Below are 15,714 nucleotides of genomic sequence, written 5' to 3' on the forward strand. Positions count from 1 at the left end.
GAAAAAAATCTTATTCTGCTTCGCCAATCAGCGTAAACGCTGCCCAATCTTTCGGAGTTGGGTGCATCTTCATTGTCATCAGCATTGCTTGTCGCAAAGCTTGAGCTTTATTCGGGTTTTTCTTTAACTGGCGATAGAATTCTGCCATTAATTCCGCTGTCGGATCGTCGGGTACAAACCACAAAGAAACGATAATACTGGGAACTCCAGCACTAATTAAAGCACGAGATAACCCAACCACGCCATCGCCTGTCAGTTTTCCCCTGCCAGTATTGCAAGCACTTAATACCACTAATTCAGCATTTAATTTTAAATCCAAAATTTCGCTCGAAGTCAGCAATCCGTCATCATTTCCTGATGGAGCAAGGGCGATCGCTCCCGGTAAATCTCCCCTCTTCACTTCATTGAGTAATCCGTGAGTTGCCAGATGAATAATCCGGGCTTTTAGCATCTGTTGAACAATCGATGCTTTAGTCGCTTGAGAGCCTGTAAGCGGTTTAGTCTTCAGAAGTTGGGCAATTATAATTGCTTCCCGTTCGCTGCCCGGTAAGGGTTCTAATTGGTGCGGCGGAGTGCCAATTTTGGGCATAATTGGATTGCCTACCACTAAGTTATTCTGGAGAGAAAGTTGTCGGACTTTTTGCCGTGATTGGTGGGTTAACTGCAAAATTTGAATGGCGGGAGCCGTGAGAATGGTATGTTTTTCTATCAGATATTGACCTGTCGGATCTTGTAAGGCGACAAAGGGAACTAAAAACAGGGATTGATGGGGAATGAAGATGATAGGAGCATTCGGGTCAGTAGGTAAAAGATCGGCAATTGGTTGAATGAGTAGTTGATAGCTTTGCTGTAATTGGGGGTAAATTATCCGAGAATTAGCAGTGGTAGAAGCAGGGGGATTAGCTGTTTGTTTATTGGCAATGTCCCCCGCCGCCGATACACCCAGCTCCTCGCGAGTGCCGCGAATCATCTCAGCTAAGGCGGTATCTTGCTCGTTTAATCCTCTCGTCCCCAGAGCAGCAGATACTCTTGTCTGTTCGGTGGCTTCGCGTAGATTGATGTTAAGAGATTTGAGGTCAAGGGAGCGAAAGGTAATTTCACCAGTCGGCTTGATGACCCAAATATAAAGGGCTTCATTCCAAATAGTTGAATACTCGACAAGGGTAGCGTTTTGCTCTTTAGCGATTTGTTGAATTTGCTGGATATTGGGGGGGTTGATAGTAGTTTGGGCAGATGCAGATGGGGCTTGGCGAGATGCCAATAACTCCACAAAAGCTCTGGCTCTACCCCGTTCGGCAATTTCTAAAGCCTCATTAGTTTTTTTCTGAGCAATGAAGACTTCTTGTAAAGTGAGGTAGGGGCTAGTTTGGGTTTCAAAGATTGACACTTTATTGGCATCGTCTAATCCAGCACGGAGAGATTCGGAAACTTTAATACTATCAAGTAGGGTTTTCTCTGCTGCTGGGAGATTGCCAGATTTGGAGAGAGCAAATCCTAGATTGTTTAGAGCTATTCCCTCGCTTGGGCGGTCTTTAATTTCTCGGGCGATCGCCAACTGTTGCTGAGCGTACTCGATGGCTTTGGCGTAGTCGCCCAGGTAAAGGTAAGCACTTCCCAGACTTCCCAAAGCAGCCCCCTCGCTTTGGCGGTCTTTAATTTCTCGGGCGATCGCCAACTGTTGCTGAGCGTACTCGATGGCTTTGGCGTAGTCGCCGAGGGAAAAGTAAGCATTTCCCAGATTTCCCAAAGCTTTCCCCTCGCTTTGGCGGTCTTTAATTTCTCGGGCGATCGCCAACCACTGCTGTTGGTACTTGATCGCTTTGGCGTAGTCGCCGAGGTTACCGTAAGCAAGTCCCAGATTTCCCAGAGCCGCCCCCTGGCTTTGGCGGTCTTTAATTTCTCGGGCGATCGCCAACCACTGCTGTTGGTACTCGATCGCTTTGGCGTAGTCGCCGAGGGAAAAGTAAGCAAGTCCCAGATTTCCCAAAGCTTTCCCCTCGCTTTGGCGGTCTTTAATTTCGCGCGCGATCGCCAACACCTGCTGAGCGTACTCGATCGCTTTGGCGTAGTCGCCGAGGGAAAAGTAAGCAAGTCCCAGATTTCCCAGAGCCGCCCCCTCGCGTCGGCGGTATTTAATTTCTCGGGCGATCGCCAACGACTGCTGTTGGTACTCGATGGCTTTGGCGTAGTCGCCGAGGTAATCGTAAGCAAGTCCCAGATTTCCCAGAGCCGCCCCCTCGCTGTAGCGGTCTTTAATTTCTCGCGCGATCGCCAACGACTGCTGAGCGTACTCGATGGCTTTGGCGTAGTCGCCGAGGTAACCGTAAGCAAGTCCCAGATTTCCCAGAGCCACCCCCTCGCTGTAGCGGTCTTTAATTTCTCGCGCGATCGCCAACCACTGCTGAGTGTACTCGATCGCTTTGGCGTAGTCGCCGAGGTTACCGTAAGCAACTCCCAGACTTTCGAGAGCTTCCCACTCGCTTTGGCGGTTTTTAATTTCTCGGGCGATCGCCAACGACTGCTGTTGGTACTCGATCGCTTTGGCGTAGTCGCCGAGGGAAAAGTAAGCATTTCCCAGACTTCCCAAAGCTTTCCTCTCGCCTTGGCGGTCTTTAATTTCTCGATAAATTATTAGTGCCTGTTGCCAAGACTGGAATGCAGCTTGAAATTGGCTGGTCTGGACCTGCTGACGCCCTTGGTATAACAGTCGTTCTGCTTCAGCTTTGCGCTGAGCTTGAGTTTGAGCCAAGGCCTGAGAATTGATGATTTTAAATTGAGAGTTAGGGATAAACCGAAACTCACCTACAGTCAGCGCCGCTAAGATTGAGATCTGTGCCGACAATCCAATTTTTTGCAGTTTCATAACTTTTGACAGGCCTCTGGTTTGAATATCCGGTTGACACATCAAGATATTGCTAATGCGATTTGCACGACGCGGTTCTGTTGACTGTTGACTGTTGACTGTTGACTGTTGGCTGTTGGCTGTTGACTGTTGACCGCAAGATAGCGACATCTACCTGGAAGGAAGAGGATTGGAGTAATAAATAGTCTTCTTTTAATTTCTCCCGATCGCAGTTCTGGCTTTAAACCAATTCTTTCTGGTAACACTAACGCGAATGCTGGGAAAATTGCAGCCGCAAGGGTTAATCGTTCGAGAGCGATCTCGGCATTTAATTCTTAACAAAGGTGTTTTTGCGTCCGCCTCCGATTTTTTGGGCTGCCACCCTCCAGCAGTATAGCAAGCGACAGCCATTTGCATCTACATAATGCTGTCTAATATTAAATATCTCATCGAATTGCATCCGAATTGTCTGTCTTGATTTTCCTCCCCCTATCTACAGCAATACATTTGTAGCTGGAAAAGATATCATTAAGGGGTGCATCTATTTAGGAAAAAACTCAATGGCTAACTCAACTGCGGAAACACCAAAACCAGACAAAAAAGAATTAGCTGACATCACAGCTAAACCTCAAGAACAACAAGAAGAACCGCCAAATAAGGGTGACGGGCGGAAATAGTCGATCGACATTCATCTGTGACGATATAAATCTCGAATTGCCTTAAGATCGCCGACTTCTTTTTTTCTCAAAATCAGTGTTCTTCCCTACAATACCGGTTCCTATAAATTGGTATTCTGCCAGTATTTTTTAAGTAATAAACTAACCCGATTTTTGCCAAAAACCGGGTTAGTTTGCTATTGACAAATTATTCAGTTTGTGTATTGCCGTTGTTCGATCGCAACTTCGGCTTTCCCGGCTTTCCACGGAGGCCGTTTAAAGAAACCACATCAGCCTCAGAACTCTCCCTCGCCACCCGAATCAGCAACCCCGACAACAACAAACTTGCCAACATCGAAGAACCCCCGTAACTAAAAAAGGGCAGCGGCAAACCCGTAGTCGGCAAAACTCCCGTCGCCACCCCAATATTCAGCAGCGACTGTCCCACCATCACCACCATCGCCCCAATTGCCACCAACTGACTCTCACTATTTCGAGCCTTCATCGCTACCCTCAAAGCCACAGTAGAGTAAGCCGCCAACATCAGCAACAGCGAGAAACATCCCACCAAACCAAACTCCTCAGCAAACACAGCAAAAATAAAATCGCTGTACTGAATCGGCAGATAAAATAACTTTTGCTGCGACATCCCCAAACCCACACCCCAAATGCCCCCTGAACCGACAGCCAGCAGACTTTGAATCAACTGATACCCGTCTTGCATCGGATCAGCCCAAGGATTGAGGAAAGACATAATCCGGCGGCGCTGATATTCCCTAAAACTAATACTTAAAACCGCCAAAAGCATTCCCCCCATAGCCGTTGCGCCCAACTGCAAGTAAGGCAAGCCCGCCGCCAAAGCCACCAACCACAAAGTCATGCCGCACAAAGCCGTGGTACTTAAATTCGGCTGCAACAAAATTCCCAACAGCATTGCACCGAAAATTAACAGCCAAGTTAAACGAACTTTATTCGTCAACCGGGACCAGTTGCCGAAAATGCGGGCGCTTTGGAGAACAAAAAACGGCTTTATCAACTCAGAAGGTTGAATAATTGGAACCGGGCCCAGAGATATCCAGCGAGTCGCCCCGTTGACGGTGGTTCCCACTCCCGGAATTAAGGTCAACCACAGCAATCCCAGCAGCAACAGGACTCCTAACTGAGCTGTTTTCAGCAGGTAGCGCAGGGGGGAGTACACCATCAAGTTAAAACCTGCCAGCCCGATCGCCACTGCGATTAGCTGTCGCTTAAAATAATAAAGGCCGTCTCCAAATTCAGAATTTGCAATGGGATAGGAAGCCGAAAACAATGCTGTCAGCCCGACAAACAGCCACAGAAAAGTCAGCCACCTCAGCCACCGAGCCTCAGCGGCCCATTGAGACGCGCTGGGGTCAAAAAATGGAATGAAGCGTCGAATGTCATTAGCCATAGGATTTTAGAAGGATCTCAATAAACTCTAACAAAGATGGCTAAAGTACCAGATTGGTTAATTTACGCATTAATCTGCTCGCTATTATATGGTTTGTGGGGATTTTTCGGCAATTTAGCGACTAAATATATTGACTACAAAACTGCTTTTGTTTATGAAGCAATTGGTGCTATTTTAACTACTTTATTTATTATCCAAACTAATAGTTTTAGTTTTGAGGGAGATGTTAGGGGAATTTTGTTTGCCATGTTAGTTGGTGTTTGTGGCACTGTGGCATCATTAGTATTTTTTATAGCCCTTGGCAAAGGTGAAGTTGCCAATGTAGTGAGTGTTACGTCTATCTACCCGCTGATTACTATATTATTATCGTCTTTATTCTTGAAAGAGCCTATTACATTACCACAAATGCTGGCTGTTTTGTTAGCGATAATCGCAGTTATACTTGCTGCTTATTGAAATATTTGTCAATGATTAGATTAACAACGGTGGGAGCATCTGACTTCTGCTATAACAACAAAAAAGAGGTCATCGCGACCTCTTACCCCTCTACTAATCCAGCTTCGGCTCTTAAAGCAGGCCGGTATTAGCTCCGGGCTTACCCGTAGCCAGTTGCACTTTAATAATTCTGCCGCCCATTTTCATAATTCTTTGCTGTTCCCGGAACCAGTTGTCGTAAGGAACAAGCTTAGTAAAATAGGTATTTTGCAATTCGCGCTGAGTGCGGATGCGAGTTTGACTTGGGACGCAAGCAGTCACCTTAAACATTCTCATTGGAAACTAACTCCTGAGTAGGTTTACAGATTATTAGATGGATTTTTTAAAGATTGAAGGCAGGGAGTTAGGAGTCAAAACTAGCTCGTTAAAACTCGTCGGGCTTTCTCGACAAGCCTTTGACGGTCTAGCAATCACTCTCAACTTCCCTGACCTCTTTTCAAAGCCAAAGGTAACAAGTCCAAAGTTAAAAGTTAAAAGAGGCAAGAAATAAGTGTTATTTCTTCTTCTTTCTTCCTTCTTCCTTCTTCCTTCTTCCTGAGTCTTAGCTCAAGCCAGAGCAGATGTAGTCGAAATAGACGCCCATTTCTTTACCAGCGTCAGAACCGACCAAACCAGCGGTGACTTCTTTCATTGCTTGGATTGCTTGTACGGTAGAACCGATGGGCACGCCCAAGGAGTTGTAGGTTTCTTTCAAACCGTTGAGCACGCGCTCATCGAGGATGGAAGGGTCGCCAGCTAGCATAGCGTAGGTGGCGTAGCGGAGGTAGTAGTCCAAGTCGCGGATGCAAGCTGCATAACGACGAGTGGTGTACATATTGCCGCCGGGACGAGTTACGTCAGAGTACAACAGAGACTTAGCAACTGCTTCTTTGACGATTGTTGCTGCATTGGCGCTGATGGCTGTAGCGGCGCGGACGCGCAGTTCACCAGAAGCGAAGTAGTTCTTGAGCTTGTCTAGAGCGCTGATGTCGAGGTACTTACCTTGAACGTCAGAGGAATTGATAACGGCGGTAATTGCGTCTTGCATGGTTGTCTTGTTTCCTAGAAAGTGGCTGAGTCAGTCCAATTTTGGAGCTAGAATTTGGAATTTGGGATATGGGATTTGAGATTTTTAAGTGGCCGATTATCTGCAAAAGCTTTTAGCTTGTTAGCAGTAACGCCCAATTTTTCAATCTAAAATCGAAAACCTAAAATCGAAATTCCTTACTGCATCGCACCGATAACGTAGTCGAAGTAAGAGGAAGCTTCGGAAGCATCTTCTCCAGACAGCAGCGAAGAAGCTGCATTTTTCATAGCGCGAACGCCTTCGGCGACGGCTTCAATCGGGGTGCCGAGAGATTTGTACATTTCGCGGACGCCGACAATACCGATTTCTTCGATCGGAGTAATGTCGCCAGCTACGATTCCGTAGGTGATCAAACGCAGGTAGTAATCCATGTCGCGCAAGCAAGTTGCGGTCATTTCTTCGCCGTAAGCGTTGCCGCCGGGAGAAACAATATCAGGGCGCTTTTGGAAAAGTTGGTCGCCTGCTTGCTTGACGATGCGTTCGCGGGATTCGCTCAAAATTTGGGCGATGCGGACGCGGCGTTCACCAGAGGTGACGAAGCTTTTGATCCGATCTAATTCACCTGGGCTCAGGTAGCGAGCTTCGGCGTCTGCGTTGACGATTGATTTGGTGACGATACTCATCTTGTGTGTACCCGCTGGATATTTTGCTATATGAACTGCTCTGCGCTGAGCTAGCGAAGGCGGGCGCTTGCGTCCCGTATCTTTCCTGCTCAGGCAGGAGCTTTGACGGGGAAGGCTGGACTTTCCACAGTCAGCAACTGTTGAAGTTGTTGGCGGGTGACTGCCTTCGGTGCTTAACGGCGCTGGTTCTTCACGCCGGTGCGGTTGTGAGTGCTCGCACTAAGCCTGTCGCTTACAATACCACAAATGACTGATGCGATCTTTAATCTACGATCGAGATTGCAGCAGGCCACTTAGTGGCGATCGAGTGACTATCGGGCAGTTAGTAAGGATATTGCTTCTCTGACACAACTACCTCTCGCAAGTATTTTGAGGCATTATGTTCACATTCTGAGTGTTACTGTAATAGTTTGTAACATTCCTTTTCATGTTTGGGCCCTCACTTGGGTCTTCTCAGTTAAAATTTCACAGTTAAGAAATCGCTAAAGTTATCTGGCAGCAAGGGTTGCAGGCGATCAAGCCGTGAGGGAGAATTGTGGCGGGCGACGAGGCGAGGGTGAAAGACTTGTTGCTGAGAGGGAAGGGAGAGAGGCGGGAGACAGGCGGGAGATGTGGGAGAATCTCACACTCACATCTTGCAGCCTTCTCTCTTAACAGGCTTTCGGGCCGGTTCGACAAAGAGTGAATTTTGTTGTGGGGAGTAGGGGTTGGGATCTGATAGCCCGCCCGTGAAAGGCTTATTAACAATGATGCCAGATATCAGATCATCGGAAATCGTGACTTTCGAGCTTGTAGCTAGATTTGACTCTCACTTTTAATCTGGTGCGCCGTGAAAAGAAATCTATCAGCCCTTAAAAAAGCTTTGCAGTTTGGCATTAGCGGTGCAGTCGGCGGTTTCGTCGGCAATCTAATCACCGAACCTTTCATGCAGCGACTACCTGGTTCGGAATCTTTTTTTGACAGTGTATTGTCCACAGGTCGCTGGTTTGGATTGGTAGGCGGTGGGATTGCTACTGCTATTATGTTCGGCTATTATTACTATATCAAAGGCAAACCTCAAATTAAACAGGCTTTAAAAAATGGCGGATTGTTTGGTTTAATAGCAGGAGCCATTTCTGGGGCGATCGCCGAAGGTATTTATAGCGGGATTGGCAACGGAGACAACGAAGTATTACGAGTAATTTGCTGGGGAATAGCTGGCAGTTTGTTAGGACTTGGACTTGCACAGCGAATTCCTAATTTGGGAGCGTTTCGCGGCATGGGAGGCGGCGGTGTTGGGGGTGTGTTGGGCGGCTGTTTGTTTATTCTGTTTGCTTATAATTTATCGGGTAATGCTGACCCTTTAGCTCAATGTGCAGGCCGTTTAGCTGGGTGTGCTGCAATCGGTTTTTGGATTGGAATTATGCTAGTGGTAGCCGAAACTTTGTTCAACAAAGCTTGGCTGGTAATTAGTTACGATACGGGAGCAAATCGCACTCTCACTCTGGGCTCGGAACCGATCACTTTTGGCAGTGATGAAAATTTGTCTATTATCTGCATTCCTAATGTTTCACCCGTGGCGATGCGGTTTCAATTAGAAGCAGGTCAAATTGTTTGCGAGAATCTTGATAGTGGGGCGGTGAGTTATTTGCGATCGGGCGACCAAAAGAAAATCGGCAACTGTACAATTACAGTAGGAAACTCTGACTTGCCTGCTGCAACTTCGGCTCAGGTTCCGCCTAGTATTATATCACAAAAAGCCGCACCAGATTCTTTTACCAGCAGCCAATTTTCCCTGAAATTAGGCAGTCGAGTTATTCCTCTGACTTCGGGAACTCAACTATTCACCTCTGACATACCGAGTTTAACAGCCGCAGCATCTAACGGTCTTGTAGCTATAGTCACTTCTCGATCAAGAAACGAGCTTTCGTTAGGATTGACAAATTTGTGCGATCGCACTTGGTGGGTTACAGACATTCAAGGCGATATAAAAATGGTAGAACCTGAAAGTACCCTGACTTTGGCGTTGGGAACTCAAATCGAATTCGGTGAAATTGACGGCGAAATTGTGTAAGTAAGTAGGTAGGTAAAAACTCATCGAATAACATCATTTACAATAAACTTTTCCGGGGCGGGCAGGATGCCAACCCCACAAAAAAAATTACTCTTTGTGGAACGGGCATATTGCCCGCTCTTAACAATAATTCAAGCAGAACTGCTGCTAACTCCATTAATTACCGCCGCACCAATCAAATGAGCCAAACGCAAAGCTTCAGGAACTTTCCCAGTGTCGGTCAAACGCTGGAGCACCCTCGCTATTACTTCTGGTTGTTCGCCACAAACTTGAAAAAAGAAAGGTTCAAAAGCGTGAATTTTCCCGGCGCGGCGCAATAATTGTAAACGGTATTCTGAGTCGGGTAAATGCCGGAGGGCTTTTTCAACAGCAGCTAAATCGGGTTGGCGGCGCATGACAGCAACGCAAGGAATTTGCAGCCGCGATGCTAACTCGGGAAGGTCAATAATATTGAAGCCGCCGAAAGCAATTCCGTCTAGCAAAACAAGATGCAATTGCGGCAGAAATTTGCCTCCGAGGAGTAGCCCAGAAATAGCATCCGTGGCATCTAATCCGTCTGGGAGGACTTGTCCCCACACCATTCCTTCAAATCTAGTTCCCCCGCAGACTATGCCTGCGATCGACACCAGACTGCCGCTTGTACGAGAAAACGGAGCGTCGTCAAAGCCAATAACCTTAATTGTGCGATCGAGCCTCAGCAAATCTGCCAGTTTCAACTTATGGAGTTCCCTAAGCTAAAGTTTTTGAGATTAGGTTGTGTTTTACATAGTATCATATACGTTAAATAGCTCATTATAAAAAGGTTTTAGACAGTTGGACAAAAAATACGTAGCAGCGATCGACCAAGGAACCACCAGCACCAGATTTATCATATTCGATCGCCAGGGACAGATAATTTGTAGCAACCAACAAGAACACCAGCAAATCTATCCGCAACCAGGATGGGTTGAACACAATCCCGAGGAAATTTGGCAGCGCACCCAAAGCGTGATTAAAAATGCCCTCGAAATCGGCAATATCGACCCAAAAGATATTGCTGCTCTCGGTATTACCAACCAGCGCGAAACTACTATTATTTGGAACAGAAAAACTGGCAAACCTTACGGCAATGCGATTGTTTGGCAAGATACCCGCACTCACCAAATTTGCGAAAAATTAGCTGAAGTTGAGGGTAAAGAGCGATTTCAAAAACGATGCGGTTTGCCGCTGGCTACTTATTTCAGCGGGCCGAAAATTAAGTGGATGCTGGACAATATTCCAGGATTGCGGGAAGCTGCAAATCAAGGGGATGCGATTTTTGGCAATGTCGATACTTTTCTGATTTGGCACCTGACTGGCGGCGCGCACATTACCGATGTTACCAACGCCAGCCGCACGATGCTGATGGATTTGCAAACCCTTAATTGGGATGCGAAAACTTTGGAAATAATGGCAATTCCCCGCCCGATGCTGCCAGAAATTCGCCCTTCGAGTCAAGTTTTGGGAATTGCAAAAGGATTGCTTGCAGGTGTTCCAATTGCTGCTGCTTTGGGCGATCAGCAGGCCGCCCTCGTCGGGCAAACTTGTTTCAGTCCGGGGGAGGCGAAAAATACTTACGGTACGGGCTGTTTTATGCTGCTGAATACTGGTGAGGCGATCGTCCCTTCAAAGCAAGGATTACTAACAACTGTCGCCTACAAGATGGGAGAATCCCCCGCTGTGTATGCTTTGGAAGGCAGTATTGCGATCGCCGGAGCTTTAGTGCAGTGGCTGCGGGACAATTTGGGCATCATCAACACATCTGCGGAAGTAGAAACATTAGCAAATACAGTTGAAGATAGCGGCGGAGTTTACGTTGTCCCGGCCTTTTCTGGACTCTACGCGCCCTATTGGAAAGACAGCGCGCGGGGAGTAATTGCAGGTTTAACTCGCTACGTGACTAAGGCACACATTGCCCGCGCAGTATTGGAAGCTACCGCGTGGCAAACGCGAGAAGTATTGGATGCGATGAATCAGGATTCAGCAGTGCAGCTTTTGTCTTTAAAAGTAGACGGAGGTATGGTGGGAAATCACACGCTGATGCAGTTTCAGAGCGATGTTTTGGGAGTGCCTGTGGTGCGGCCTGTGGTAGCAGAAACTACTGCACTCGGTGCGGCTTATGCGGCAGGTTTGGCGGTAGGTTTTTGGAGTCAGCTAGCCGAATTGCGGGACAATTGGGCGGTGGATTGTACTTGGGAACCGAAAATGCCGATCGCACTTCGCGAGCAAAAATATCGCTTTTGGAAAAAAGCAGTTTCCCGCACATTCGATTGGGAAGAATAAATCGCTGAGTTAACCCAAAAAGGCGTATTTAGTGATATCATTAAATCCAGCACTATTTTTCCAATTGCAAATAAATGATTTCGCTAAAGAACTTTAAAAAAATTTTCACCGCCTTTCTATTGATACTGACACTGGCATTGGTAGAAATCGCCACTAATTCCCAAATGGCGATCGCAGATACAGCTACAAATCCCACAACCGCAGCCGAAGTCTTCAGCGCCAACTGTGCAGGCTGTCACATCAACGGCAGCAACATTATCAGGCGCGGCAAAAACTTGAAACAAAAAGCTTTAAAAAAATACGGCATGGATTCCATCGCCAACATTTCCAACTTAGTAACCAACGGCAAAGGTATTATGCCCGCTTACAAAGATCGTTTGTCGGAACAACAAATTATCGATGTTTCAGCTTACGTGCTATCCCAAGCCGAAACCGATTGGAAATAGCACCTCGGTTGATTATTTATAGCTTAGGCAATCTTGCCACAGACATCAGATATTTCTTTACAGCAGGTTGAAGCGCGAACAGAGTTTCACTTTCGGCTTGGACTGTTTCAATTAGCGATCGTCTTAAAAGCGATTCTAACGCTTTCAGCAATTCTAAACCCCTCTCTTGCTGAATATCGGAGTACAATTTTTCACAATCAACAGGCTTTACTTCTTTCGCCATGCAGTGTAATAGCTGGATTTCTAATCCTGATAAGCGATCCAACTGCCGAGATAATGTATCGCTATAATCTCCCATAAATAGCCCATTTCTTAAAAATTTAGCAATGCTGTCCCCAAACATATCATGAATAGTTGTCGTTACTATTTTTAACGCTAAAGGATTGCCGCTGTATGCCTCTATCAATTGTGAGTATTCACCTTCTTCAGACAAACCCTTGTTTTTAAGGATTTCCACAGCCGCTTCTCCCAAACTACCCAATTTCAATGACCTTACAGATTGATTTTCACCTTCTAACGCCGCAATTTCTTTAGGTTTTTCGCAGCTAGTCAACAGCAAGCAACTTTGATGCTGCGATGTTCCTACTTGTTTCAGAAATTCCCCATACACTTGATATCCTTCTCGATAATTTCCTGTTAACTGCTCAGTGCAGAAAACAGCTTCCCACTCATCTAAGATTATCAAACACCGACGCTTTTGTAAACACTGAATCAAGCGCTGGATACCATCAGCGATGATTGTCGGTTCTATTGCATTTGTGGAAGCGATTAGGTTCTCGATGGAAAACTCAAGCTGCGAGCTCGCAGCTTGAAAAATTTGTTTATCCTGAGTAATTAACTGCAATTTATCTAAATCGCTTTGCGGTTTATCAGATAAAAATTCGATTAAATTGACCAGAGTATCTGCCAACACAGGTGCATGACTGAGGTTGACCCAAATTAAGCACTCAAACTGGTGTTTAATCAGATTTGTTAGCTTAGATGCTAAAGCAGTTTTGCCAATGCCACCCATACCCAATACAGCAACTAAGCGGCAGTTTTCTTGTAAAATCCATTGTTCTAAGTTAGCAAGTTCTGTTGTGCGCCCGTAGAAAATAGAGGTATCCACCGCTAGCCCCCATTCAGTTCGATTTTCGATGGGAGTTTCGGGAGTTTGAGTAGAATTTCTCAATGTAGGAAGGAATGTTTTTCCACTACCCTTTTGTTGATAACCACGTATTTCTAGCATTTTTGGGATTTCTTTCCAGTCTTTGGGTTGTTGCAGCGTCAAAACTTGAATGTAGCGATACAGCCCTCTCGATAAGTCTACTCTAATACCGGCACATTCGCGGTGGAGTGCGGCGGCGATTTCCACCGGACTATAATTGCAAAGCAATCCTCGCAGGTAAGTTTTTTCTAAAGGAGTGAGTCGCTGCTTTCTACTGCTGGCGTACTCTTGTTTGGCTGCTGTCAAGTCTGCATATAACTGTTCGAGATTCCAGCCAGCCGCAGCCTCTATAAATTTCTGTGCTGGTATTTGTAAAAGTTTATTTCTCTGTGTCATGTATATTCATAATAAGTAAACACCCCGTCAACTCGATACAGCTACTTTCTCCGTCGGAAAAAGTTAGATGCACCTGATGCCACCTTGTAAGCGACTTTAATCTGTTTTGCCAGTTCAAGTCGAACACTTCTTTGCGATTTGAACACAATCTTGCTAAATCATGCGAAACTGTTTAGGTGAAATGCCTGTGTATCGGCGAAAGCACTTGGCAAAATGACTGGGATTGGCAAAGCCACACTCGATCGCAATATTGTTTATTGTCCATTCTGTCTGCTTTAGTAGTTGCTTCGATCGCTCTACTCGTTGCTGAATTAAGTAGGCATGAGGAGTCATTCCAGTTGATTGCTTAAACAATCGACAGAAATAGTATTGACTCATACCTAATTCGGCTGAAATTTCTGCTAACGATACATTTTCACTAAAACGATCGTTGATGTATTCAATAGCTTGCTTCAGTTTGTATTTTGACAACCCGTCTTCATATTCCATCAGAATATGCTTACGAGTTGAGTAATATGTTAAGCAATGAGCCGCTAGAGCCGTCGCCATTGAATCCGCATAAAAGCAACTATTATTTGGATCGTTTTCCAATACTGCTGTCAGTGCTAAAATAATTTGCCAAACTAGCGGATCTGGTTTTTTAAGCGTCAGATTAACTTCAACTCGATCTGGGTTTACTGACTCATAGGCGGCATGATTAAGAAATGTAGGCTCAAGGTAGCAGTGAGTGATATCATTTTCCTGACTCCACCTAGCCTTAATAGGTGCGTAAGCAGGAAGTATTTCAATGCAACCCGTTTCATCCCGGTCATGCTGCACTAGGTGACGCTTACCATCAAAGGCTAATTCCACTTCTGTTGGCTCCTTCCAAAATGGAAGACAAATTATATGTTGAGAACCAGATGTTTCAGGAATTTCCATTGCAGGCAGTTGATAGTGTGCTAGATGAATATTTTTCCATCCCGCGTCATAACTGGAGTGAATGAGCGGGCGCTGAACAAACTTTGAAGTGGCATCTTGTTGAGAATAATCAATAGCTAAAGGTTTTTCTGTTAGCATCCTTTTCTGTCCTTCCAATACCTATGGATAAAATTTTTGCCCACTAGCTACCTCATCCTTATAACTCGTAATTATACGGAAACTTTCTGTATAATATGCCAAATTGAGCAGTTTTCACAAAAATAGCTAATAAAAATACTAATATCTGTTAGGTGGCTTATCGGTCTTGAGTATTTTATAAATGTAGAAGGTAGTCAAAAAAGTAGGGATATGGCATTTCCTAAGTCCCTACCTGTAGAAATCTCCTATCTTCCACCAACTTTATTTAGGTATAGAATAATGACAGCTAAACGAATCACAGGCGATATGGATGCTCCTAATCTTCCATCTATGACTGAGATACTACCGTCAGATATTAACGAGCGGGTTGAGGCTCAAGGAATTTTAGACACTGAAAGACATTTGCTGCAAATGAATGAAGAAGAGCCTGCTAATGATTACCGAGATACTGCTCGGTTAATCGGCAATATCTCTCCTACTCCCATAGTGATTAACGGTTTTCTAGGTAACAAAGATTTGTTTGATTTCTACAAGTTTACAGTGCCGCCAAACAACCAAAACAAAATCAATGTGACTCTATCGGGATTAAAAGAGGTGGTTTGGCTATCCTTTTTTACCAAAGACAGCAACACAAGCTATTTTGGTCGCGCCGAGGCAAAGGCTGGGTCAGACGCATCAGTGACAATTCCTGAAAATTTGCAGCCGGGAGATTACGGTGTGAATTTGGAGTGGCGTGGCGTTTCCGATGTTTTATGGTCGCCCTACACTTTGACTCTGAAAGGAGATAGTAACGCTACACCCAGCATTAGCACCATAGCGTTTAGTGAGGCCAATTACACTGTCAATGAAAATGGGACTAAAGCGACTATTACCTTTAAGCGTAATGGTCCTACTGGAGGTGACATTAGGGGAAGTCTCAAGGTAGAGTCAGGTACAGCAACTCCCGTAGAAGATTACGACTTCGGCTACAGCTACAGCTCCTTCGGGTCAGCCTTCATTCCCGCTGACAAAGATTTCGAGGTAATTGAAATCCCCATTGTGAATGATAACAAGCAGGAGGGAGATGAAACGATAAAATTGTCCTTAACGAATGGAGGTATGATAAACTCACCGATAGGCGCACCGGCTACCGCTACACTCACAATTAAGGATGACGACAGCGGTATGCCCATAACGACTCCAACTCCGGTAGGTATGCCCA

The 15,714-nt window shown here is 45.6% G+C and carries 13 protein-coding genes; 5 read left to right on the forward strand and 8 right to left on the reverse strand.

Translation table 11 applies throughout. The features are described from left to right. Window positions 1–10: 10 nt before the first annotated feature. Both QT994_RS19195 and QT994_RS19200 read right to left on the reverse strand, forming a co-directional pair. On the reverse strand, window positions 11–3,013 hold the full coding sequence (locus QT994_RS19195; RefSeq protein ID WP_333177164.1) for a tetratricopeptide repeat protein: 3,003 nt from the start codon (window positions 3,011–3,013) through the stop codon (window positions 11–13). Between the two features lie 693 nt (window positions 3,014–3,706). Then, window positions 3,707–4,927 carry an FtsW/RodA/SpoVE family cell cycle protein gene (locus QT994_RS19200; RefSeq protein WP_333177167.1) on the reverse strand — a complete coding sequence of 407 codons (1,221 nt, stop codon included), beginning with the start codon at window positions 4,925–4,927 and terminating at the stop codon, window positions 3,707–3,709. Between the two features lie 36 nt (window positions 4,928–4,963). Between QT994_RS19200 and QT994_RS19205 the strand changes: the two genes are divergently transcribed. Continuing rightward, the gene (locus QT994_RS19205; RefSeq protein ID WP_333177170.1) at window positions 4,964–5,383 is read left to right on the forward strand and encodes an EamA family transporter; all 420 of its coding nucleotides are present in this window, start codon (window positions 4,964–4,966) and stop codon (window positions 5,381–5,383) included. Between the two features lie 111 nt (window positions 5,384–5,494). Here the strand turns inward: QT994_RS19205 and QT994_RS19210 are convergent, their stop codons facing one another. The 3 genes from QT994_RS19210 to apcA form a co-directional block, all read right to left on the reverse strand. Next, a complete protein-coding gene (locus tag QT994_RS19210) occupies window positions 5,495–5,698 on the reverse strand; it encodes a phycobilisome linker polypeptide (RefSeq protein WP_006634929.1) in 204 nt (67 codons plus the stop codon). Window positions 5,699–5,963: 265 nt separating this feature from the next. Then, window positions 5,964–6,449, reverse strand: a complete 486-nt coding sequence (gene apcB / locus QT994_RS19215) for an allophycocyanin subunit beta (RefSeq protein ID WP_006634930.1) — start codon at window positions 6,447–6,449, stop codon at window positions 5,964–5,966. Window positions 6,450–6,625: 176 nt separating this feature from the next. Continuing rightward, window positions 6,626–7,111, reverse strand: coding sequence for an allophycocyanin subunit alpha (gene apcA, locus QT994_RS19220; protein WP_333036136.1), 486 nt, complete (start codon window positions 7,109–7,111; stop codon window positions 6,626–6,628). Window positions 7,112–7,940: 829 nt separating this feature from the next. On the opposite strand from apcA, the gene QT994_RS19225 reads away from it, so the two are divergent. Beyond that, entirely contained in the window at window positions 7,941–9,164 is a 1,224-nt protein-coding gene (locus QT994_RS19225) for an FHA domain-containing protein (RefSeq protein WP_333177171.1), read from the forward strand. A gap of 131 nt (window positions 9,165–9,295) precedes the next feature. Here the strand turns inward: QT994_RS19225 and QT994_RS19230 are convergent, their stop codons facing one another. Next, window positions 9,296–9,880, reverse strand: coding sequence for an endonuclease dU (locus QT994_RS19230; protein ID WP_333177173.1), 585 nt, complete (start codon window positions 9,878–9,880; stop codon window positions 9,296–9,298). Window positions 9,881–9,977: 97 nt separating this feature from the next. On the opposite strand from QT994_RS19230, the gene glpK reads away from it, so the two are divergent. Both glpK and QT994_RS19240 read left to right on the forward strand, forming a co-directional pair. Further along, entirely contained in the window at window positions 9,978–11,465 is a 1,488-nt protein-coding gene (gene glpK / locus QT994_RS19235) for a glycerol kinase GlpK (protein WP_333177175.1), read from the forward strand. Window positions 11,466–11,539: 74 nt separating this feature from the next. After that, a complete protein-coding gene (locus QT994_RS19240) occupies window positions 11,540–11,911 on the forward strand; it encodes a c-type cytochrome (protein WP_333177177.1) in 372 nt (123 codons plus the stop codon). A 16-nt stretch (window positions 11,912–11,927) separates the two neighbouring features. On the opposite strand, the gene QT994_RS19245 is transcribed toward QT994_RS19240, so the two are convergent. Then, entirely contained in the window at window positions 11,928–13,454 is a 1,527-nt protein-coding gene (locus tag QT994_RS19245; RefSeq protein WP_333177178.1) for an NB-ARC domain-containing protein, read from the reverse strand. A 153-nt stretch (window positions 13,455–13,607) separates the two neighbouring features. Beyond that, on the reverse strand, window positions 13,608–14,513 hold the full coding sequence (locus QT994_RS19250; protein WP_333177181.1) for an AraC family transcriptional regulator: 906 nt from the start codon (window positions 14,511–14,513) through the stop codon (window positions 13,608–13,610). A 279-nt stretch (window positions 14,514–14,792) separates the two neighbouring features. Here QT994_RS19250 and QT994_RS19255 point away from each other — a divergent pair. Then, a partial coding sequence (locus QT994_RS19255; protein WP_333177184.1) for a Calx-beta domain-containing protein occupies window positions 14,793–15,714 on the forward strand: 922 nt, incomplete at its 3' end.

It is taken from the genome of Microcoleus sp. S13_B4 (assembly GCF_036700885.1).
GTDB lineage: Bacteria > Cyanobacteriota > Cyanobacteriia > Cyanobacteriales > Microcoleaceae > Microcoleus.